18 protein-coding genes are annotated in these 20,032 nt (G+C 67.6%); 11 read left to right on the top strand and 7 right to left on the bottom strand.

The window, feature by feature from the left end; translation table 11 throughout:
- Window positions 1-94: 94 nt before the first annotated feature.
- Window positions 95-1,195: an alkene reductase gene (locus ACFQNJ_RS11710; protein ID WP_382257441.1), complete on the bottom strand. Its 1,101-nt coding sequence runs from the start codon at window positions 1,193-1,195 to the stop codon at window positions 95-97.
- Window positions 1,196-1,344: 149 nt separating this feature from the next.
- Here ACFQNJ_RS11710 and ACFQNJ_RS11705 point away from each other — a divergent pair, with 149 nt between their 5' ends.
- Window positions 1,345-2,370, top strand: coding sequence for an LLM class flavin-dependent oxidoreductase (locus ACFQNJ_RS11705; protein WP_382257438.1), 1,026 nt, complete (start codon window positions 1,345-1,347; stop codon window positions 2,368-2,370).
- A gap of 9 nt (window positions 2,371-2,379) precedes the next feature.
- On the opposite strand, the gene ACFQNJ_RS11700 is transcribed toward ACFQNJ_RS11705, so the two are convergent.
- Window positions 2,380-3,684 carry an acyl-CoA dehydrogenase family protein gene (locus ACFQNJ_RS11700; protein WP_382257435.1) on the bottom strand — a complete coding sequence of 435 codons (1,305 nt, stop codon included), beginning with the start codon at window positions 3,682-3,684 and terminating at the stop codon, window positions 2,380-2,382.
- Window positions 3,685-3,955: 271 nt separating this feature from the next.
- Here ACFQNJ_RS11700 and ACFQNJ_RS11695 point away from each other — a divergent pair, with 271 nt between their 5' ends.
- The 6 genes from ACFQNJ_RS11695 (at window position 3,956) to ACFQNJ_RS11670 (ending at window position 12,145) form a co-directional block, all read left to right on the top strand.
- Window positions 3,956-5,206: an NAD(P)H-dependent flavin oxidoreductase gene (locus ACFQNJ_RS11695; RefSeq protein WP_382257432.1), complete on the top strand. Its 1,251-nt coding sequence runs from the start codon at window positions 3,956-3,958 to the stop codon at window positions 5,204-5,206.
- A 32-nt stretch (window positions 5,207-5,238) separates the two neighbouring features.
- Window positions 5,239-7,677, top strand: coding sequence for an adenosylcobalamin-dependent ribonucleoside-diphosphate reductase (locus tag ACFQNJ_RS11690; RefSeq protein ID WP_382257429.1), 2,439 nt, complete (start codon window positions 5,239-5,241; stop codon window positions 7,675-7,677).
- Between the two features lie 25 nt (window positions 7,678-7,702).
- Entirely contained in the window at window positions 7,703-9,499 is a 1,797-nt protein-coding gene (locus ACFQNJ_RS11685; RefSeq protein ID WP_382257426.1) for a PHA/PHB synthase family protein, read from the top strand.
- Window positions 9,500-9,689: 190 nt separating this feature from the next.
- Window positions 9,690-11,003, top strand: a complete 1,314-nt coding sequence (locus tag ACFQNJ_RS11680; RefSeq protein WP_382257423.1) for an NnrS family protein — start codon at window positions 9,690-9,692, stop codon at window positions 11,001-11,003.
- Between the two features lie 30 nt (window positions 11,004-11,033).
- Window positions 11,034-11,606, top strand: coding sequence for a hemerythrin domain-containing protein (locus tag ACFQNJ_RS11675; RefSeq protein ID WP_382257420.1), 573 nt, complete (start codon window positions 11,034-11,036; stop codon window positions 11,604-11,606).
- A gap of 77 nt (window positions 11,607-11,683) precedes the next feature.
- Window positions 11,684-12,145, top strand: coding sequence for a bacteriohemerythrin (locus ACFQNJ_RS11670; protein ID WP_382257417.1), 462 nt, complete (start codon window positions 11,684-11,686; stop codon window positions 12,143-12,145).
- 8 nt (window positions 12,146-12,153) lie between these two features.
- Here ACFQNJ_RS11670 and maiA read toward each other — a convergent pair whose 3' ends face one another.
- Genes maiA through ACFQNJ_RS11650 form a run of 4 tightly spaced genes read right to left on the bottom strand, consistent with a single transcriptional unit; the run spans window position 12,154 to window position 15,782 of the window.
- Window positions 12,154-12,792, bottom strand: coding sequence for a maleylacetoacetate isomerase (gene maiA / locus ACFQNJ_RS11665; protein ID WP_382257415.1), 639 nt, complete (start codon window positions 12,790-12,792; stop codon window positions 12,154-12,156).
- Between the two features lie 5 nt (window positions 12,793-12,797).
- Complete coding sequence (locus ACFQNJ_RS11660; protein WP_382257412.1) at window positions 12,798-13,499, bottom strand: fumarylacetoacetate hydrolase family protein; 702 nt, start codon at window positions 13,497-13,499, stop codon at window positions 12,798-12,800.
- Window positions 13,500-13,518: 19 nt separating this feature from the next.
- Entirely contained in the window at window positions 13,519-14,556 is a 1,038-nt protein-coding gene (locus ACFQNJ_RS11655) for a cupin domain-containing protein (protein ID WP_382257409.1), read from the bottom strand.
- Window positions 14,557-14,573: 17 nt separating this feature from the next.
- Window positions 14,574-15,782: a 3-hydroxybenzoate 6-monooxygenase gene (locus tag ACFQNJ_RS11650; protein WP_382257406.1), complete on the bottom strand. Its 1,209-nt coding sequence runs from the start codon at window positions 15,780-15,782 to the stop codon at window positions 14,574-14,576.
- A 74-nt stretch (window positions 15,783-15,856) separates the two neighbouring features.
- Here ACFQNJ_RS11650 and ACFQNJ_RS11645 point away from each other — a divergent pair, with 74 nt between their 5' ends.
- Both ACFQNJ_RS11645 and ACFQNJ_RS11640 read left to right on the top strand, forming a co-directional pair.
- A complete protein-coding gene (locus ACFQNJ_RS11645; protein ID WP_382257403.1) occupies window positions 15,857-16,411 on the top strand; it encodes a MarR family winged helix-turn-helix transcriptional regulator in 555 nt (184 codons plus the stop codon).
- Window positions 16,412-16,413: 2 nt separating this feature from the next.
- Complete coding sequence (locus ACFQNJ_RS11640) at window positions 16,414-17,124, top strand: SDR family NAD(P)-dependent oxidoreductase (protein ID WP_382257400.1); 711 nt, start codon at window positions 16,414-16,416, stop codon at window positions 17,122-17,124.
- A gap of 5 nt (window positions 17,125-17,129) precedes the next feature.
- On the opposite strand, the gene ACFQNJ_RS11635 is transcribed toward ACFQNJ_RS11640, so the two are convergent.
- Window positions 17,130-17,510: a DUF2237 family protein gene (locus ACFQNJ_RS11635; protein WP_382257868.1), complete on the bottom strand. Its 381-nt coding sequence runs from the start codon at window positions 17,508-17,510 to the stop codon at window positions 17,130-17,132.
- 145 nt (window positions 17,511-17,655) lie between these two features.
- On the opposite strand from ACFQNJ_RS11635, the gene pyk reads away from it, so the two are divergent.
- Window positions 17,656-19,089, top strand: coding sequence for a pyruvate kinase (pyk, locus tag ACFQNJ_RS11630; protein ID WP_382257397.1), 1,434 nt, complete (start codon window positions 17,656-17,658; stop codon window positions 19,087-19,089).
- A 42-nt stretch (window positions 19,090-19,131) separates the two neighbouring features.
- Window positions 19,132-20,025: an alpha/beta hydrolase gene (locus ACFQNJ_RS11625; RefSeq protein WP_382257395.1), complete on the top strand. Its 894-nt coding sequence runs from the start codon at window positions 19,132-19,134 to the stop codon at window positions 20,023-20,025.
- Window positions 20,026-20,032 lie beyond the last annotated feature (7 nt).

The raw sequence follows: 20,032 nt of genomic DNA, 5'->3' as shown, positions 1-20,032 counted from the left end.
TAGGCGCCTGGTGTTTCGCCGCCGGGCCGCCCCAAGGCGAAACGCGCCCCCTTGGGGGGCAGCGACCCGCGCAGCGGTGGAGCGTGGGGGTCCGTTAACCCAGCGTGGGGTAGTCGGTGTACCCCTTCTCGCCACCGCCGTAGAAGGTCATCTTGTCCGGCACATTGAACGGTCCCCCAGCCTTCAGGCGCTCGACCAGGTCCGGGTTGGCGATGTAGGCCTTGCCAAAAGCCACCAGCTCGGCGCCACCGGCCAGGGCCTGCTGGGCCAGCGGCAGGTCGTAGCCGTTGTTGACCATCCAGGCCCCGGTGCCGCCCGCCGCGCGGTACGCGGCCTTGAGTGCGGCGTAGTCGAAGGGACGGTCGGGCAGCTCGCGCGGGCCACCGGTGGCACCCTCGATCACGTGCACATAGGCCAGGCCCAAAGGTGCCAGCTGGCGCACCACAGAGTCGAACAGCGGCTGCGGGTCGGCGTCGACGATGTCATTGGCCGGCGTGACGGGCGAGAGGCGGATGCCCACACGACCGCCACCAATGGCGGCTGTGACAGCCTGCATCACCTCCACCAGCAGGCGGGCCCGGTTTTCGATGCTGCCGCCGTAGGCGTCGGTGCGCTGGTTCGCCCCGGTCTTGAGGAACTGGTCCAGCAGGTAACCGTTGGCCGCGTGCACCTCGACACCATCGAAACCCGCTTCGATGGCGGCCAGCGCCGCGCGGCGGTAGTCGTCCACGATGCCCGGCAGTTCATCCAGGCGCAGCGCGCGCGGCTCGGAAGTGTCGACAAACACCGCCCCGCCGTCCTTGAGCAGCACCGTCTTGGTCTTGGCGGTGATGGCTGATGGGGCCACGGGCGCGCCGCCGCCGGGTTGCAGTTCGGTGTGCGAGACGCGGCCCACGTGCCACAGCTGCGTCACGATCTTGCCGCCGGCAGCATGGACCGATGCCGTCACCGCCTTCCAGCCGGCCACCTGTTCCGGAGCATACAGGCCAGGCACGTCGGCGTAGCCCTGACCCTGGTGGCTGATGGCCGTGGCTTCGGTGATGAGCAGGCCGGCGCTGGCGCGCTGGGTGTAGTAGGTGGCCATGAGGGGGGTAGGCACGGCGCCCGGCGCGCGGTTGCGCGTCAGCGGGGCCATGACGATGCGGTTGGCCAGGGCAATGTCGCCGGCCTGGATGGGATCGAACAGGGTGGTCATGTGAATGATCAACGAAAGAGACAACACGAAACCGTTAGCCTAAGGTCGGTGGGGCCGGCGGGACGATCACCTGCCGGACATGCTGTGGCCTGGTAAGGCTTTCGATGCACTTTCTGCAGGACGGCGACGACAGGCGCACAATCGCGCGCATGAACGCCCTGCCCAAGTCCCTCTCGCAAATTCGCCTGTCCATGCTGGACCTCGTGGCCGTCCGGCAAGGCGGTACGGTCGGTGACGCGCTGGCCATCGCGCTGCGCACCGCACAGCATGCCGAACGACTGGGCTTTCAGCGCTACTGGCTGGCAGAACATCACAACATGCCGGGTATCGCCAGTTCCGCCACGGCGGTGCTGGTGGGGCACATCGCCGGCGGCACCAGGACCATCCGTGTGGGCTCTGGCGGTGTGATGCTGCCCAACCATGCCCCGTTGGTGGTGGCCGAGGCCTTCGGTACCTTGGCCGAGCTGTATCCGGGTCGCATCGATCTGGGGCTGGGCCGCGCGCCAGGCACCGATCCGCTGACCATGCGCGCCCTGCGCCGCGATCGCATCGAGACGGAAGAGGACTTCCCCCGCGACGTGGCCGAGCTCCAGCGCCTGCTGGGCGAGCCCCAACCCGGGCAGAAGCTGATCGCGATGCCGGGCGCCGGTACCCGCGTGCCGATCTGGCTGCTGGGCTCGAGCCTGTTTTCCGCGCAGCTGGCGGCGCAAATGGGTCTGCCCTATGCGTTTGCGTCCCACTTCGCACCCCGCTTCCTGATGCAGGCCCTGCACCTGTACCGGCAGAACTTCCGGCCGTCGGCGGTGCTGGACAAGCCCTATGCCGTCGTCGGCGTGCCCTTCATCGGCGCGCCCACCGACGAAGAGGCCGAGTACCTGGCCAGCAGCACCTACCAGCGGGTGCTCGGCATCCTGACGGGGCGCCGTGGCCAGTTGCCACCGCCGGTCGAGGGCTTCATGGCCGGTCTGGATGCGCAGGCACGCGCGGCCATCGACGATTTTCTGGCCTGCGCGGTGATCGGCAGCCCCCAGACGGTGCAGCAAGGCCTGCAGCGCCTGGCCGACGCCACCCAGGCCGATGAATTCATGATCGTCAGCGATGTGTTCGACCCGGCCCTGCGGCTGCGCTCACTGGACATCGCCGCCGAGGCGATGCGGGAGCCGGTGCCGGCCTGATCCGGCGGATCAGAGATCGAGCCTGACCGGTGCCCGCATCTGCTCGGGTGTGGTGAACCAGGCCGAAGAGCCGCCCATGCGCTCGCGTGCCCGGTCCAGCTCATGCCGGGCCACGCTGCGCAGGTGCACTTCGTCGGGACCGTCGAGCAGGTGCAGCGCACGGCCCCAGGTCCAGAACTGGGCCAGTGGCGTGTCCGGTGACAGGCCCATCGCGCCAAAGACCTGCATCGCGCGGTCGACCACCCGGGTCTGCAGGCCGGCGGCCACGACCTTGATCGCGGCCACCTGGGCCCGCAGGGCCCGGGACTCGGTCTGGTCGGGGTGGTCGAGCATCCAGGCGCAGCGCAGGACCAGCAGGCGCGCCTGGTCGATCTCGATGCGCGAGTGCGCGAGCCATTCCTGCACGTTGGCGTAGTCGGCCAGGTAGTGACCGAAGCTGCGGCGTTCCAGTGCGCGCTCGGCGGCCAGTTCCAGGGCCAGTTCGCACTGGCCGATGGTGCGCATGCAGTGGTGCACCCGCCCCGGGCCCAGGCGCGCCTGCGCCATGGCAAAGCCCTGTCCCCAGCCGCCCAGCAGATGGTCGACCGGGACCCGCACCTGGCGCAGGGCGATCTCGCAGTGGCCCTCCGGGGCATGGTGGTGGACGACCGCGATGTTGCGCAGCACCTCCAGTCCCGGGGTGTCCATCGGCACGATCACCATGCTGTGCTGGTGATGACGATCGCTATCGTCCGCCGGGGTGTCGCCATCGGCCGCATGGCGCGCCATGACGATGAGGAAGCGGCAGCGCGGATCGGCCACGCCGGTGATGAACCACTTGCGGCCGTTGAGCACGAGCGTATCACCCTTGCGCTTGACCGTGGTCTGCAGGTTGGTCGGGTCCGACGAGGCCACGTCGGGTTCGGACATGGCAAAGGCCGAGCGGATGCGGCCCTCCAGCAGCGGCATGAGCCAGCGCTCGCGTTGCGCTGCCGAGGCAAAGCGGTGCAGCAACTCCATGTTGCCGGTGTCCGGGGCGCTGCAGTTGAAGACCTCGGAGGCCCAGTGCAGCCGGCCCATGGTCTCGGCCAGCGGGGCGTAGTCCAGGTTCGACAGGCGGGTGCCGGGCTCATCTGGATGCAGTCCGGGCAGGAACAGGTTCCACAGCCCTTCCTCGCGCGCCAGGGTCTTGAGGTCCTCCAGAAAGGGTGGCGGCCAAGTGCCGTCCAGTACCGACTGGTGCCAGGCCGGGTTGTGCGGCAGGACATAGCGTTGCATGAAGTTCTGCAGGCGCTGCTGCAGGGCCTGGGCCTGGGGGCTGTGCGTGAAGTCCATGCGGGCCATTGTGGGCAAGGGGGTGCCTGGTGTCTGCGCACGGGCGACAGCGTGGCACCGGGGCACACCGGTCGTCGCCCCGATTTGATCAATGTGAGCACTTGCTACCTGAAATTTCTTTTCAAATCATGGCAAGTGCTGACAGACAACCCTTTTGCAGACAGGGGGATGGCGTGCAGATTTGATGCAGAACAAGGACCGTGGCGGATTGCGTCGCTAGGCTCCCCCCATTTGCCCGGCGATCCCCGTCCGGGGTTTCTGGACTTGCCTCATGATTTCTCAAGACCTGCTTGCCTCCGCCCGCTCGGCCGCCGAAGCGATCCCCAACCCGGTGACCTGGTTGCTGGACCTTGCCCGCCAGACGGGCCTGCGCACCTGGCGCCTGGGCGGACGCGAACTCATTCCCGTGGTGCAGGGTGGCATGGGCGTGGGTGTGTCGGCCGGCGGCCTGGCCGGTGCGGTGGCCCGCCACGGCGGCATCGGCACCGTGTCCTCGGTTGACCTGCGCCGCCTGCACCCGGACCTGATGGCCGAGACCGGGCATCTGGAGAAGGAACCCGACGCCCGAGAGCGCATCGACGCCGCCAACCTCGTGGCCCTGGACCGTGAAATCCGCCGCGCCAAAGAGACCTCTCAAGGGCAGGGGCTGATCGCGGTCAACGTGATGAAGGCCCTCTCGGCGTACGAGGCCTATGTGCGCCAGGCCCTGGCCAGTGGAGCCGATGCCATCGTGGTGGGCGCCGGCCTGCCACTGGACTTGCCCGAGATCGCCAAGGACCACCCGGCAACCGCCCTCATTCCGATCCTGTCGGACGCCCGGGGCGTGCAGCTGGTAGTCAAGAAATGGGAGAAGAAAGGGCGCCTGCCCGATGCCATCGTCATCGAGCATCCCCGCCTGGCCGGCGGCCACCTGGGCGCAGCCAAGGTGGCCGACCTGCAGGACACCCGGTTCGATTTCGAGAACGTGCTGCCAGCGGTGCGCCAGTTCCTCAAGGACGCCGGCTTCGAGCGCGACATTCCCCTGATCGCCGCGGGCGGCGTGAGCTCGCACGACGACATCCAGCGCCTGCAGGATCTGGGCGCCACCGCGGTCCAGCTGGGCACCGCGTTTGCCGTGACCGAGGAGTGCGACGCCGACCCGGCCTTCAAGCAGGTGCTGGCGGGCGCCCGGCCCGAGGACATCGTCGAATTCGTCAGCGTGGCGGGTTTGCCGGCCCGGGCGGTGCGCACGCCCTGGCTGGACAAGTACCTGCGCATCGAACCGAAGCTCAAGGCCGTGGCCCATGCCAAGAACCGGTGTAACATGGCGTTTGACTGCCTCGCCCATTGCGGGCTGCGCGATGGGAAGGCCGACATGGGCCAGTTCTGCATCGACCAGCAACTCGGACACGCCTTCGACGGCGACCAGCGGCGAGGCCTGTTCTTTCGCGGTGCCGGCCGCCTGCCTTTCGGCAGCGACATCCGTCCGGTCCGCGACCTCCTCCAATGGCTGCTGGCTGGACCTCGTCCCGCCGCGGCCTGATTTTTTCTGCGTTTTTCGACACCTTCATTGCCATGAAACGAGACACCGCCTTGCGTGCCCAGGACCTCACCCACACCCAACCCATCAGCCAGGACGTGCTGGCCGAGAAATACCTCAAGGAGGGGGAAACCGGCGTCGAGGACCTGTACCGCCGGGTGGCGCGGGCGCTGGCCTCGGTCGAAAAGGAAGACATCCGGGCCGAGTGGGAGCAGAAGTTCCTGGCCAACCTGCACGCTGGCGCCATCGGTGCCGGCCGCATCATGAGCGCCGCCGGGACCGACATCCAGGCCACGCTGATCAACTGCTTTGTGCAGCCGGTGGGTGACTGTATCCAGGGTTTCGACGACGAAGGTTACCCCGGCATCTACGAGGCCCTGCGCGAGGCGGCCGAAACCATGCGCCGCGGCGGTGGCGTGGGCTATGACTTCTCCCGCATCCGCCCCAAGGGCGCCGAGGTCAAGGGCACGCATTCGATGGCCTCGGGCCCGTGCAGCTACATCAACGTGTTCGACCAGAGCTGCTCGACCGTGGAGAGCGCCGGCGCCCGCCGTGGCGCGCAGATGGGCGTGCTGCGCATCGACCACCCCGATGTGCTGGAGTTCATCACCGCCAAGCGCACCCCGGGCCGCTGGAACAACTTCAACGTGTCGGTGGGTGTGCCCGATACCTTCATGGAGGCGCTGGCCAAGGACGACCCGTGGGAGCTGGTGCACAAGGCCCGGCCGGGCGCCAAGCTGATCGACAAGGGCGCCTACCAGCGTGCTGACGGGCAGTGGGTTTACCGCACCATCGCCGCGCGCGAGCTGTGGGACACCATCATGAAGTCGGCCTACGACTTCGCCGAGCCGGGCATCCTGTTCCTGGACCACATCAACCAGGACAACAACCTGCGCTACTGCGAAGGCATCGCTGCGACCAACCCGTGCGGCGAGCAGCCATTACCATCCTACGGCTGCTGCGACCTCGGCCCGATCATCCTCACGCGCTTCGTGCGCAATCCCTTCGGGTTCGGTGGCATGCCTGCGTTCGACTTCGACGCGTTCGAGCAGGTCGTGGCCACGCAGGTGCGTGCGCTGGACAACGTACTGGACGTGACATTCTGGCCGCTGGACCAGCAACGCGAGGAGTCCGCCGCCAAGCGCCGCATCGGCGTGGGCTTCACCGGCATGGGCAACACCCTGGCGATGCTGTGCCTGCGCTATGACCGCGAGCAGGGCCGCGAGATGGCGGCCAAGATCGCCGAGCGCATGCGCAACGCCGCCTACCGCGCCTCCATCGAACTGGCCAAGGAAAAGGGCGCCTTCCCCAAGTTTGACGCCAACGGCTACCTGGCCCCGGGCACCTTTGCCAGCCGCCTGCCGCAGGACATCCAGCAGGCCATCCGTGAGCACGGCATCCGCAACAGCCACCTGCTGTCGATCGCGCCCACGGGCACGGTCAGCCTGGCCTTTGCCGACAACGCCTCCAACGGCATCGAACCGCCGTTCTCGTGGATGTACCGCCGCAAGAAGCGCGAGGCCGACGGCTCCACCAGCGAGTACGCGGTGGAAGACCATTCCTGGCGCCTGTACCGCGAGCTGGGCGGCGACGTGGACCAGTTGCCCGAGTACTTCGTCAACGCGCTGGCCATGAGCGCCGGCGAGCACATCGGCATGATGGAGGCCGTCCAGCCTTACGTGGACACCGCCATCTCCAAGACCGTCAACGTCCCGGCCGACTACCCGTACGAGGACTTCAAGGGCCTGTATCAGCAGGCCTGGCGCGCCAACCTCAAGGGTCTGGCCACCTACCGTCCCAACAACATCCTGGGCTCGGTGCTGGACACCGGTACCCCGGAGAAGAAGGATGAGCCTGCTCCGGTGATCGCCACGCCGGTGGACCCGATGCGCACGGTGATCGAGAGCCGTCCCAAGGGCGCACTGTCGGCCGTGGCCGACAAGATCGAGTACTGGACCCAGGAAGGCCACAAGACGCTGTACATCGTCGTGTCCTTCCTGCCGGTGCCGACCGCCGATGGCGCCGGCATGGTCGAGCGTGCCATCGAGTTCTTCATGCCGGTGGGCCAGAGCGGTGAGTCGCAGCAGTGGACCACGTCCACCATGCGCATCCTGTCGCTGGCCGCGCGTGGCGGCTTCCTGGAGCGTGCGCTGGGCGACATGCGCAAGGTCGCCTGGGACCGTGGCCCGGTTCGCCTGGGCACCTACCAGAAGGCCGACGGCACGCATGTACCGATGTGGCACGACTCCGAAGTGGCCGCCATCGCGTTCGCGATCCAGAACATTCTGGCGCGCCGTGCCCAGCAGGTCGCGACCTCGGCCCCTGTCCACGCCCCGGCTGCACCTGAGCTGACGGGCATGCCCTCGTCGGTGATGGCGGGCAAGAAGTGTCCCGAGTGCGGCGCGCACGCCATGATCCGCAAGGACGGTTGCGACTACTGCACCTCCTGCGGCCACCTGGGTTCCTGCGGCTGAAAACCATGGTGATGGCGCGCGCGTGATGTCGCGATTCCCCTCGAAGTCCGGCGCCGGCACCTGCGCCGTGGCACCGCCTGCCAACGAGGCGCGTGCGCGTGCCGAGGCGCTGGACAGCCTGTTGCATGCCAAGGCGGCCGAGCTCTGGGGTGGCCTGTCGCCCATCTCGCTGGCCCTGGCGGCGACCGACTGGGCGCTGCATCTGGCCACCCAGCCCGCACAGATGTCGCGCCTGGCCAGCGAGGCGCTGGGCATGGCGACGCACGCCGCCCTGGCCGCGGCCACGCAGAGCCACCTGCCGCGCGACGCCAGCGATCGGCCCGATGACCAGCGCTTCCAGGCCGATGTCTGGCAAGCCTGGCCCTATTCATGGATCGTGCGCAACTACCTGGACGCCGAACGCTGGTGGCGTGACGCCACCGAGCTGCGCGGCATGACGGCCCACCACCGTGATGTCGTCGCCATGTTCGCGCGCCAGTGGCTGGACATGCTCTCGCCGGCCAATGCCGGCCTGGCCAACCCAGAGGTGATGGCGCGCACGCTGGAGCGGCGGGGTGACAACCTGCTGGAGGGCTGGTCGCACGCTTTTGACGACTGGCGCCGCCGTCAGGGCCTGGCGCAGATGTTCGATCACGGACAGCGCTTCGAACCCGGCGTGGACGTCGCGGTGAGCCCCGGCCGCGTCGTGCACCGCAACCACCTGGTCGAGTTGATCCAGTACAGCCCGACGACGCCCACCGTGCACGCCGAGCCGGTGTTCATCGTGCCGAGCTGGATCATGAAGTACTACATCCTGGACCTTTCGCCGCACAACTCGATGGTCCGATGGCTGGTGAGTCAGGGGCACACCGTGTTCATGCTCTCCTGGCGCAATCCGGATGAGAACGACGCGCTCCTGGACATGGACGACTACCTGCAGCTGGGTGTGTTCGATGCGCTGGCGGCCATCGGGCAGCGTGTGCCCGGTGAATCCGTGCATGCGGTGGGTTATTGCCTGGGTGGCACGCTGCTGGCCATTGCCGCGGCGGCGCTGGCACGTCCGGGTCAGGTGGCCGCCGCCGAAATGCTGCCGCCACTGGCGTCCGTGAGCCTGCTGGCCGCCGAGACCGACTTCAGCGAACCCGGCGAAATGGGCGTGCTGATCGATGAGAGCCAGATCTCGCTGCTGGAAGACATGATGGCCGAGCGCGGTTATCTGACGGGGCGACAGATGGCCGCGAGTTTCCAGTTTCTGCACTCGCGCGAACTCATCTGGTCGGCCACCCTGCGCGAGCTCTGGATGGGTGAGCCGCTGCGGCCGAACGACCTGATGGCCTGGAACGCCGACACCACGCGCATGCCCGCGGCCATGCACAGCGAGTATCTCCGGCGCCTGTACCTGCACAACGACCTGGCCGAGTCGCGCTACTGCGTGGAAGGTCGGCCGGTGTCGCTGAACGATGTTCACCAGCCGATGTATGTCGTGGGCACCGAGAAGGATCACGTGGCACCCTGGCGCTCGGTCTACAAGCTTCACCGGCTGACCCATGCCGAGATCACCTTCGTGCTGACCAGTGGCGGCCACAACGCCGGCATCGTCAGCGAGCCAGGCCACGCGGGACGTCGCTGGCGTGAGGCGGTGCGCGCGCCGGGCGATCCGTGGCTCTCGCCCGGCGAATGGGAAGCCCAGGCCAGAACGCATGAAGGTTCATGGTGGACCTCCTGGGGCGCCTGGCTCAAGGCCAGGGGCAGCGGTCGCGAGGTGCCGGCGGCCAGACGGGCCGTGGGCAAAGGCCTGTGCGCCGCGCCCGGAACCTACGTGCACCAGCGATACGACGACTGATCGCCCAAGAGGCCGCCAGCGGGCTTTCCATCCCCCGCATCAGGGTCTTTGCCTTCTGCGGCATTGACGTTAGATTCACGGAAAGTGAATCAGATCAAGGAGTGGTCGCGCTGCATCGATGACACTGGCCGTGTCCGTTGCGGGTTGCCGTGACGGCTTATTGATGTTCCATGGATGAAACAGCCAGCCTATGAGTAAGCCCATACCGGTGCGTCCGGTCGGAGCACCCGATGCCGCGATCAGGGCCGCGCGCCCGGAACCCGTGCCCACGCCCTGGCGTTGGTCCAACCTGTGGCTGGCGCCGCACCGTCTGGCGTTCTTTTCGGGCATGGTGGTGCTGATGGCCTCCGGTCTCTGGTGGGCCGCGGTGCAGGTCGACCGGGTGACGGGGTGGTTCGGTCTGGGCTATGCGGTTTCGCCCACGCTCACCCACGCGGCCGTCATGACGCTGGGCTTCATGCCTCTGTTCTTCTCGGGCTTCCTGTTCACCGCCGGTCCCAAGTGGCTGGGGGTCGAGGGCCCTGATGCCCGGGTGGTCACCCCGGCGCTGCTGCTGCAGGTGGTGGGCTGGATGCTCTGGCTGGCGGGTGCCCACTTGGACCTGTCGGTGGCGGTGGCCGGCGCGCTGCTGGCCAGCGCCGGCCTGGGGCTTCAGTACCTGCGCTTCTGGCGCCTGCTGCTGGGCAGCCACGTGGAGGACAAGGTTCATGCCACCGTCGTGGCTTTGGGTGGCGCGCTGGGCACCCTGTGCGCCGCCGGTGTGGCGCTGGCCTTGCTGTCCGATGCGGGGCCGGTGGCGCTGGCGCTGGTGCACACCGCGTTGTGGGGCTTCATCGTGGCCACCTATGTGGCGGTCGCGCACCGCATGATCCCGTTCTTTACCTCCGGCGTGCTGCCCATGATCGAGATCTGGCGCCCGTTCTGGGTGCTCTGGCTGATGCTGGGTGCGGCGGTGCTGGAGCTCATCTCGGTCTGGTTGCTGGTGGCTGGCTGGGGCGAGGCGACCGCCTGGCGTGTGGTGCGTGGTGCGCTGGAACTGGCGGCCGGTGGCGTGCTCGTGTGGCTGGCCTGGGTCTGGGGTCTGGTCCAGAGTCTGAAGTTTCGTCTCCTGGCCATGCTGCACCTGGGTTTCCTGTGGTTTGGTCTGTCGCTGATCCTGTCGGGATCGTCCCAGTGGCTGCTGGCGGCCGGTGGCGTACCGACGCTGGGTCTGGGCGCATTGCATGCCCTGACCATGGGCTTCCTCGGCTCGATCCTGCTGGCCATGGTCACGCGGGTCTCCTGCGGGCACAGCGGGCGCGCCCTGGTGGCCGATGCCACGGTGTGGGGCCTGTTCTGGGCCCTGCAGGTGGCGGTGGTGTTGCGCATCGCCGGTGCCCTGCCCTGGGTGGGCGGCGTCTGGCTGGCCCTGGCGGCCGGGGTGTGGGCCGTGGTGATGCTGGTCTGGGGCGGACGCCTGCTCAACTGGTACGGCCGTCCCCGGGCCGATGGCCGCCCCGGCTGACCCGCCGCCGGACCTTGAAGGACCCGCACCATGAAGATTCCCCTTTCCTCCATTGGCTCGGCCCTGCCGGGCCACCTGTCACCCGATGCGGGCTTTGAAGCGCCCTTTGACATGCTGACGGCCTGTCATGAACGGGTCCACCGCATGCTGCGTCTGCTCGATCGCCTCCAGCAACACCTGGCCGACAAAGGTTGGGACAGCCAGGCGGCCGATGCCGCGCGCGATGTGATGCGCTATTTTGACCAGGCCGCCCCGCTGCACCACGAGGACGAGGAACGTCATGTGTTTCCTGCGCTGCTGGCACAGGGCACGGAGACGCAGCGGTCCGTGGTTCGCCGCTTGCAGGCCGACCATGAGGCCATGGCGCAGGCCTGGCCCCGTGCCCGTGCGCTGTTGCTGGGCGTGCGGGACGCGGGCGCGCGCGAACACTGGCAGCCCTGGGATGACCAGGCCCTGCAGGTCCTGGCCGATTTCAGCGGCCGCTACGACGAGCACATCCGTCTGGAAGAAGAACTCGTCTACCCGGCGGCGCAGACCGTGCTGGACGAGCCTTCATTGTCCGCCATGGGTGCCGATATGCAAAAAAGGCGCACCTTGCGCTGAGCGCACCTGTCGTTCATCATGAGGACGACGGGTCGGGGCGGGCCAGCCTCGCTGACTTCAGGAGGATCTGCATACCCATGACAGAGGAACAGGCCACCGCTTTGGTCGACGGTGTCGGTGCGCCGGGAAGGCCGGCTTGGGACGCCCGTCTGGAGACAGGCGTGCCGACCATCGACCTGCAGCACCGCATCCTGTTTGAACTGATGCAGCGCATCCCCCACGGCGATGAGCGAGGCCTGAGCCCGGACCTTAGTGACCTGCTGCTGCAGTTGCGGTCCTATGCCGACTACCACTTCCGCTATGAGGAAGACTGGATACGGTTGAACGCCAGCACCCCCCGGATGGCCGAGGGTCACCAGCACCTGCACGCTGCCTTTGCGCAACGGCTCGATCAGCTGGAGGCCGACCTGGTGGGGGGCCGCCTGAAGTCGGCGGCGCTCCACGATTTCCTGCGTCGCTGGCTGATCGATCACATCGTCCGGCAGGACCTGCCGATGATTGGTGCGCTGCGCCAACGTTCCCCGTCGCATTTTCCCTGAGAAGCCCGTCAGGCCGCGTCCGGCTGGCGGGCGGGCGCCGCTGCCTGGAACGCGGGCAGGGCCATGCAGGCCTGCTCCACGCCGGCGATCAGCGGCCAGCGCGAGAGGTCGACCTGGAAGCGGCGTGCGCTTTCGATCTGCGGGATCAGGTACACGTCGGCGATGGTCGGCGTGTGGCCAAAGCTGAACGCACCGCGCTGCGCGTCGGCGGCCAGCAGGGCCTCGTAGGCGTCAAAGCCGGCCGTGATCCAGGTGCCGCACCAGGCGTTGATCGCGGCCTCGTCGGCGCCGAAGCTCTTGCGCAGGGTTTCGAGAATGCGGCGGTTGTTGATCGGGTGGATGTCGCAACCGACGATGGCGGCCAGTGCGCGCACCCGGGCGCGGCCGTCCGCGTCCTGCGGCAGCAGCGCGGGCGTGGGGTACTTCTCCTCCAGCCATTCGATGATGGCCGGCGACTGGATCAGCACCTGCTCGCCGGTGTCGAGCGCGGGTACCAGCTGCTGCGGGTTGACGGCCTTGAAGGCCTCGGTCAGGTGCGCCTCCTTGCCCAGGTGCACCGCGATGTACTCGTAGCTCAGACCCTTGAGGTTGAGCGCGATGCGCGTGCGGTGCGAAGTACCGCTGCGCCAGAAGTTGTGCAGCTTCATCGGGCTCACTCGGGCTGGCCGACGGTCAGCGCGATCTCGGCCACGCCGTCAACGCGACCGGTGATCCGATCTCCGGGCACCACGGCGCCCACGCCTTCGGGCGTGCCGGTGTAGATCAGGTCGCCGGGTTGCAGGTGGTAGTAGGTCGACAGGTCGGCGATGATTTCGCGGATGTTCCAGATCAGCTTGTCCACGTTGGACGACTGCTTGGTGGCACCATTCACTTCCAGCGCGATCGCGCCGTTCTCGATGACCCGGCCTTCCATCGGCACGATCTCGGAGCAGACCGATCCTTCCTCGATGTCCTTGCCGGTGTCCCACGGGCGGCCCTTGTCGCGCGCGATCAGCTGCAGGTCGCGGCGGGTCATGTCCAGACCGGCGGCGTAGCCGTAGATCAGTTCATGGGCCTGGTCTTCGCTCACGCGGAAACCGGGCTTGCCGATGGCCAGCACCAGCTCCATCTCGTAGTGGTAGTTGCTGGTGCGCGGCGGGTAGGCCACGGTGGCACCGCTTTCCACCAGGGTCTGGGGCGACTTGGTGAAGTAGAAGGCCTGCTCGACGCTCTTGTCGACCGGGCGGCCCATCTCGACGGCGTGCGCGTGGTAGTTGCGGCCGACGCAGAAGATGCGGTTGATGGGGAAGCGCTCGGCCCGGCCACGTATGGGCAGCGACGGGACGGCGGGCGGGGAGAAGAGGTACTGGGTCATCTGGAAGTCTCTGGAGGGCTTATCGGGTTTCGTAGACACCGAGTTTTCTGTGAAGGGGGGATTCGTCGGCGATGAAGACGAAGGCGGGCTGGTCGGCCGAGCGGTTCTTCAGCGTGACGGGTTCGTAGCCGGGCGCGCAGCAGGTGTCGGCCTCGACCAGACCGAAGGTCTTGCCGCAGGTGGACACATCCACACCGCCTTCGATCAGGTGGAACACCTGCGAGGGCGAGCGCGCCGGCAGGTTCAGCGTCTGGCCAGGCTTGAGCATCAGCGCGTAGAAGCCCAGGATGTTCTCGGCGTCATCACCGGTTTCCGGGTTCACGTAAGTGACCTGCACGCACTCCAGTTCGGGCTGGTTCTCGGCCATGGACACCAGTGCGGCGCGGGCGTCCACCCAGGGGTAGCGCAGCATGGGGTAGCGTTTGTCGCTTCGGCTGAACACCTGCGTGGGCACCACGCCGGCGCGGGTCCAGGCACGGTCGCCGCTGCCCTGCTTGACGGTCTGGCGCGTGCCGTTGATGTGGTAGCTGGCCTCCATGTAGTACACCAGCGGCAGGTCCAGCACGTCCAGCCACACCACCGGGTCCTTGCCGTCGTGGCCGTGCTCGTGCCAGAGGCCGGTGGGCGTGAGGATCAGGTCGCCGCGGCTCATGGGGCACTTCTCGCCATCGACCGTGGTGTAGGCGCCTTCGCCTTCGACGATCATGCGCACCGCGTTGGGCGTGTGGCGGTGGCTGGGCGCCCATTCGCCGGGCAGCAGCAGCTGCATGCCCAGGTACATGGCCGGGCTGGCCTTCATGTTCTCCAGGCCGTGACCGGGGTTGGCCAGCACCAGCACGCGGCGCTCGGCCTTCTCGATGGGCGTGAGTTCGCCGGCCTTGAGCAGCAGCGGTTTGAGCGTGGCGTAGGGCCAGTGGGTGGCCTGCGTGGCGCGCGTGGGCACGCCCGGCGGCAGCACCGCGCGCAGGCTGGGCCACAGGGGCACCAGGTTCAGCTTCGTGAGGTCGTCGCGGTAGTCCTGCGGCAGGTCTTCCAGGCGTCCGAGTTCGTGGCTCATGCGTGTCTCCTTGGTGTTCAGGCTTGCTGCAGACAATTCGTGACGTTCCAGCCATACAGCCATTCCATCGCGTCGTAGAAGCGCTCTTGCGAACGTCCCTTCCACAGGCTGTTGCGCACCAGGCGCTCGACGCCGGCGGCGTGGTACAGGCGGCCCATCTCACGGCCCGACAGCACGATGCGCGCGGTGCGGGTCACGCGGTTCTTCTGGTAGAGCGCCAGTGCAGCGTCCCAGTCCTTGTTGGTCACGCGCAGGGCTTCGCCCAGCGTCACGGCGTCTTCCATGGCCATGCAGGCACCCTGCGCCATGTACTGCGTGGTCGGGTGGGCGGCGTCGCCCAGGATGGTGGCGCAGCCGAACACCCAGGTGTCGATCGGTTCGCGGTCCGCCGTGGCCCAGCGCTTCCAGCTCTTGGGCAGCTCGATCAGCTGGCGCGCCTTGGGGCTGATGCCCTGGAAGTAGCTCTCGACCTCTTCCTTGCTGCCGTCGGTCACGCCCCAGGTTTCCTGCTGGCGGCTGTGGAAGGTCACCACCACGTTGTACTGCTCGCCGCCGCGCAGCGGGTAGTGCACCAGGTGGCACTTGGGGCCGGCCCACAGGCTGGCCGCGTTCCACTTCAGGTCATCGGGGAAGTCGGCCTTGTCGACCACGGCGCGGTAGACCACGTGGCCCGTCACGCGCGGCGGATCGTTCACGTACTGCGCACGCACCACCGACTTGCCGCCGTCGGCGCCGATCAGGGCCTGGCCCACCCAGCGCTTGCCGTTCTGGTCGATGGCGGTGACGGTCCTGGTGGTCTCGTCCTGCTCGATCTTCTCGATGCGGGTGTTGGTGAAGAACTGCACGCGGCCGGTTTCCACCGCGCCTTCGAGCAGCGAACCGTGGATGTCGGCGCGGTGGATCACCGCGTAGGGGTTGCCGAAGCGCTTTCGGAAGGCCTCGCCGGTCTCGATGCGGCCGACCAGGGTCTCGTCGATCGCGTCGTGCATGCACATGTAGTCGGTGTAGACCGCACGGCCGCGTGCCTTGTCGCCCACGCCCAGGGCGTCGAAGGCGTGGAAGGCGTTGGGGCCGAGCTGGATGCCGGCGCCGATCTCGCCGATCTCCGGCGCCTGCTCGAACACCTGCACATTGAAGCCCTGGCGCACCAGGGCGAGAGCGGCGGCCAGACCGCCGATGCCGCCGCCCGACACCAGGACGGGCAGATCCGAATTCGTTTGACTCATGGAGAGGTTTCCGGTGATGAAATGATTGACAGCATACAAATCATCAGTACGCTTACGATTAGTGTAGTGCTAACATGACTTTTCTCAAGATCAGGGTTTCCCCTGACCCTTTGGACTTCGCCACCGCTATGCATACCCCCGAGACCGTGGTCGGTATCGATATCGACCTTCAGCCAGGCCATGCCATTCGCCGTCTCCACCAGATTTCGGTGGGGGTGTTCCTGCAGGAGATGGGCGATCTGGGCATCACGCCGGTGCAGTACGCAGCCCTGCAGGTGGTGGCCAACCAACCGGGTATCGATCAGCGTACGCTGGCGCGGACCATTGCGCTGGACGCCTCGACGACCGGTGGCGTCGTCGACCGGCTCGAAGCACGCGGCTGGCTGGAGCGTCGCACCGCCCGGGAAGACCGCCGCACGCGCCAGTTGCACATCACCCCGGCGGGCCTGGACGGGCTGGCCCTGGCCGTGCCCGCCATGTTGCGCGCCCAGGAGCAGATCCTGGCGCCCCTGAGCCCGGTGCAGCGCCAGCAATTCATGTCCTTGCTCAATACCCTGGTCACCGAGAACAATGAACTCAGCCGGGCACCCAGTGAACTGACGGGCAAGCCGAGCACCGCGGCGGTCTGACCATGCCAGCGCCCACCCTGTCCCAATTGCGTCCGGGTTACCGCGCCCTCGTCGTGGGCGCCACGGGGGCGATCGGCTCGGCCTGGGTGGCTGCGCTGCACGCCGACCCGCATTGCGGCGAAGTGATCGCCCTGTCGCGCCAAAGCCAGCCAGCGCTGGATCTCCTGGACGAGGCGTCCATCGCAGACTGCGCGCGCTGGTTGTGCATGCAAGCCCCGCTGCACCTGGTGGTGGATGCCACGGGGGCGCTCACGATCAACGGCCGGGGGCCGGAAAAACGCCTGGATGAGCTGGACCCGCACGGTCTGCTGCAGGCCTTGCACCTCAATGCGGTGGGGCCGGCGCTGCTGATGCGGCACTTCCTGCCCCGGATGGCCACTGGCGAACGGGTGATCTGGGCCAAGCTGTCGGCGCGGGTGGGCAGCATCGAGGACAACCGCAAGGGTGGCTGGTACGGCTACCGGGCGGCCAAGGCGGCGCTCAACCAGCTGCTGCAGACCGCTGCCATCGAGGCCGCCCGCCGGCGCCCCGAGATGGTGGTGGCCGCCCTGCAGCCCGGGACCGTGCGCTCTGCCCTCAGTCGCCCGTTTGTCGGCGACCAGGCCATGGACCCTGCCGAATCGGTGCAGCGGCTGATGGGTGTGATCGATGCGCTGCCGGCCACCGGCCGGGCCCACTTCGTGGATCACCAGGGGCAGCCGATTCCCTGGTGAGGGATTCAGACCGGCGGCTGACGCAGGGTCAGGGCGTGGGCCTTGAGGTCTTCCAGGCGCACATAGTCCAGCGCCTTCTGGTGCGTGGCTTCCAGGTGCACCGGCGGGGCCACGCCGGCCTCCAGTGCTTCCTTCCAGCGCAGGGCGCAGAGACACCAGCGATCACCCGGCTTGAGGCCGGCAAAGCGGTACTCCGGTCGGGGTGTGATCAGGTCGTTGCCGCGGGTCATCGAGAACGCCAGGAAATCGGCGGTCACCCGGGCACAGATGACATGGCTGCCACGGTCGTTCGCGTCCGTGCGACAGCAGCCGTCGCGGTAGAAACCGGTCAGCGGATCGAAGGAGCAGGCCTGCAGCTCGGCGCCGAGCACATTGAGTTCATCCATGACAAAAGGCAGCAACAACAGATGCCGCATGTTGCCACGCGTGCGAAATCCCCGGCCGCTGCCGGGTCGCCGTGACCCGGTCTGTAACCCGGCGGTAACCCGTTTCAGGGACAATTGAAACCAAGTTACAGACGGAGACCCCTTCATGCCCCAGCGCGCCACCAAAATCGTCGCCACCCTCGGCCCCGCATCCAGTTCCCCCGAGATCCTCGAAGCCATGATCCGTGCCGGCGTCAACGTCGTGCGGCTGAACTTCTCTCACGGCAAGGCGCAGGACCACATCGACCGGGCGAACCTGGTGCGCGAGGCCGCCCGCCGCGCTGGCCGGGAGGTGGGCATCATGGCCGACCTGCAGGGGCCCAAGATCCGGGTCGGCAAGTTCGCCGAGGGCAAGGTCATGCTGGAGTCAGGCATGCCGTTCGTGCTCGATGCCGCCCGCACCGAGCCCGGTGACATCCACGGCGTGGGGCTGGACTACAAGGAGCTGCCGCGCGACGTGAAGGCCGGAGATGTCCTGCTGCTCAACGACGGCCTGATCGTGATGACGGTGGACAAGGTGGTCGGCGATGCCGTGCACACCACCGTCAAGCTCGGTGGCGAACTGTCCAACAACAAGGGCATCAACAAGCAGGGTGGCGGCCTGACCGCGCCGGCCCTGACCGCCAAGGACATGGAGGACATCAAGACCGCGATGAGCCTGCAGGCCGATTACGTGGCCGTCAGTTTCCCCAAGAATGCCACCGACATGGAACTGGCACGTCAACTGTGCAACATGGCCGCGGCCCAGTACAACCACAAGCCTGGCCTGATCGCCAAGATCGAACGCGCCGAAGCCATCCCCGAGCTGGAGAACATCCTGCGCGTCTCCGACGGCATCATGGTCGCCCGGGGCGACCTCGCGGTCGAGGTCGGCAACGCCTCGGTGCCTGGCCTGCAGAAGCAGATGATCAAGCTGGCACGCCAGATGGACAAGGTGGTGATCACCGCCACCCAGATGATGGAGTCCATGATCGTCAACCCGGTGCCCACGCGTGCCGAGGTCTCCGACGTGGCCAACGCCGTACTCGACGGCACCGACGCGGTCATGCTCAGCGCCGAGACCGCCGCCGGCAAGTACCCGCTGGAGACGGTGCAGCAGATGGCGGCCATCTGCCAGGAAGCCGAAAAAACCGATCACGATCCGCTGGAAGACGACTTCATTGGCGAGACCTTCAAGCGCATCGACCACGCCATTGCCATGGGCGCCCTGTTCACGGCGCACCATCTCAAGGCCAAGGCCATCGTGGCCCTGACCGATTCAGGTTCCAGTGCGCTGTGGATGAGCCGGCACAGCGTGCGCATGCCCATCTTTGCCGTCACCTCCAAGCTGGCCACCCAGCGCAAGATGACCCTGTACCGCAACGTGCGGCCGCTGCTGGTGGACACCAGTGCCGAGCGCGACACCGCCTTGCAGCAAGCCGAGGCCGACCTGCGCAAGCGCGGCGTGATCCAGTCCGGTGACGTCTACGCCATCACCTTCGGCGAACCCATGGGCACGCCCGGCGGCACCAATACCCTCAAGATCTGTCGGGCCGCCTGACCCCCTGCACATCCGATTCGCTCCTGGTGGCGTAATCGGATCATGGACGATCTGAAAGCCACTTCCCCCCGGCGCCACTGGCTGGCGGTACTGGGCATCTTGCCGCTGCTGCAGGCCTGCTCGCCCCTTCGCCTGATCAATGCCACGGTGCCGGGCGACACCCATGAGCGTCGGGACGGCCTGGCCTACGGGCCGCTCGAGCATCAGCAACTGGACCTGTATCTGCCCCGTCCGGCGCGGGCCGCTGCGCCCATGGTGGTGTTTTTCTACGGCGGCTCGTGGACCAGCGGCCGGCGGGAGGACTACCGCTTTGTCGGCGAGGCACTGGCCTCGCGCGGCGTGGTCGTGGCGGTGGTGGACTACCGCCTCAGCCCCCAGGTGCGATACCCGGCCTTTCTCGAGGACAGTGCGTTGGCGGTCTCCTGGGCGATCTCGCAGGCCGAGGACTGGGGCGTGGATCGCGATCGCATCTACCTGATGGGACACAGCGCGGGCGCCTACAACGCCGCCATGCTGGCACTGGACCGGCGCTGGCTGTCCCGCCACGATTCGGAGCCCGCCGCGTTGGCTGGCTGGATCGGTCTGGCTGGCCCTTACGACTTCCTGCCCATCGCTTTGCCTGCCGTTCAGCGGGCGTTCAACTGGCCATCCACCCCGGCCGACTCCCAGCCACTGCACCACGCGAGGCATCCCGAACGACCACTGCAGCCCCATCGGGTCCTGCTGATGGCCGCGCGGGAAGACCGGCTCGTCGATCCGCAACGCAACACCGTGGCCATGGCCGAAGCGCTGAAGGGGCGCGGGCTGGCGGTGCAGACCGAGTTGCTGGATGGGGTGGGCCATGCCACGCTGATCGGGGCCCTGGCACCGCCGCTGCGCGGCCTGGCGCCCGTGCTCGACCGCGTGACCGGTTTCCTGCTGCCCGCCGGGGGCTGATGCGCCT

The organism is Hydrogenophaga bisanensis, from assembly GCF_042665135.1.
Classification (GTDB): domain Bacteria; phylum Pseudomonadota; class Gammaproteobacteria; order Burkholderiales; family Burkholderiaceae_C; genus Hydrogenophaga; species Hydrogenophaga bisanensis.
This window is presented reverse-complemented; position numbering and strand designations above follow the sequence as displayed.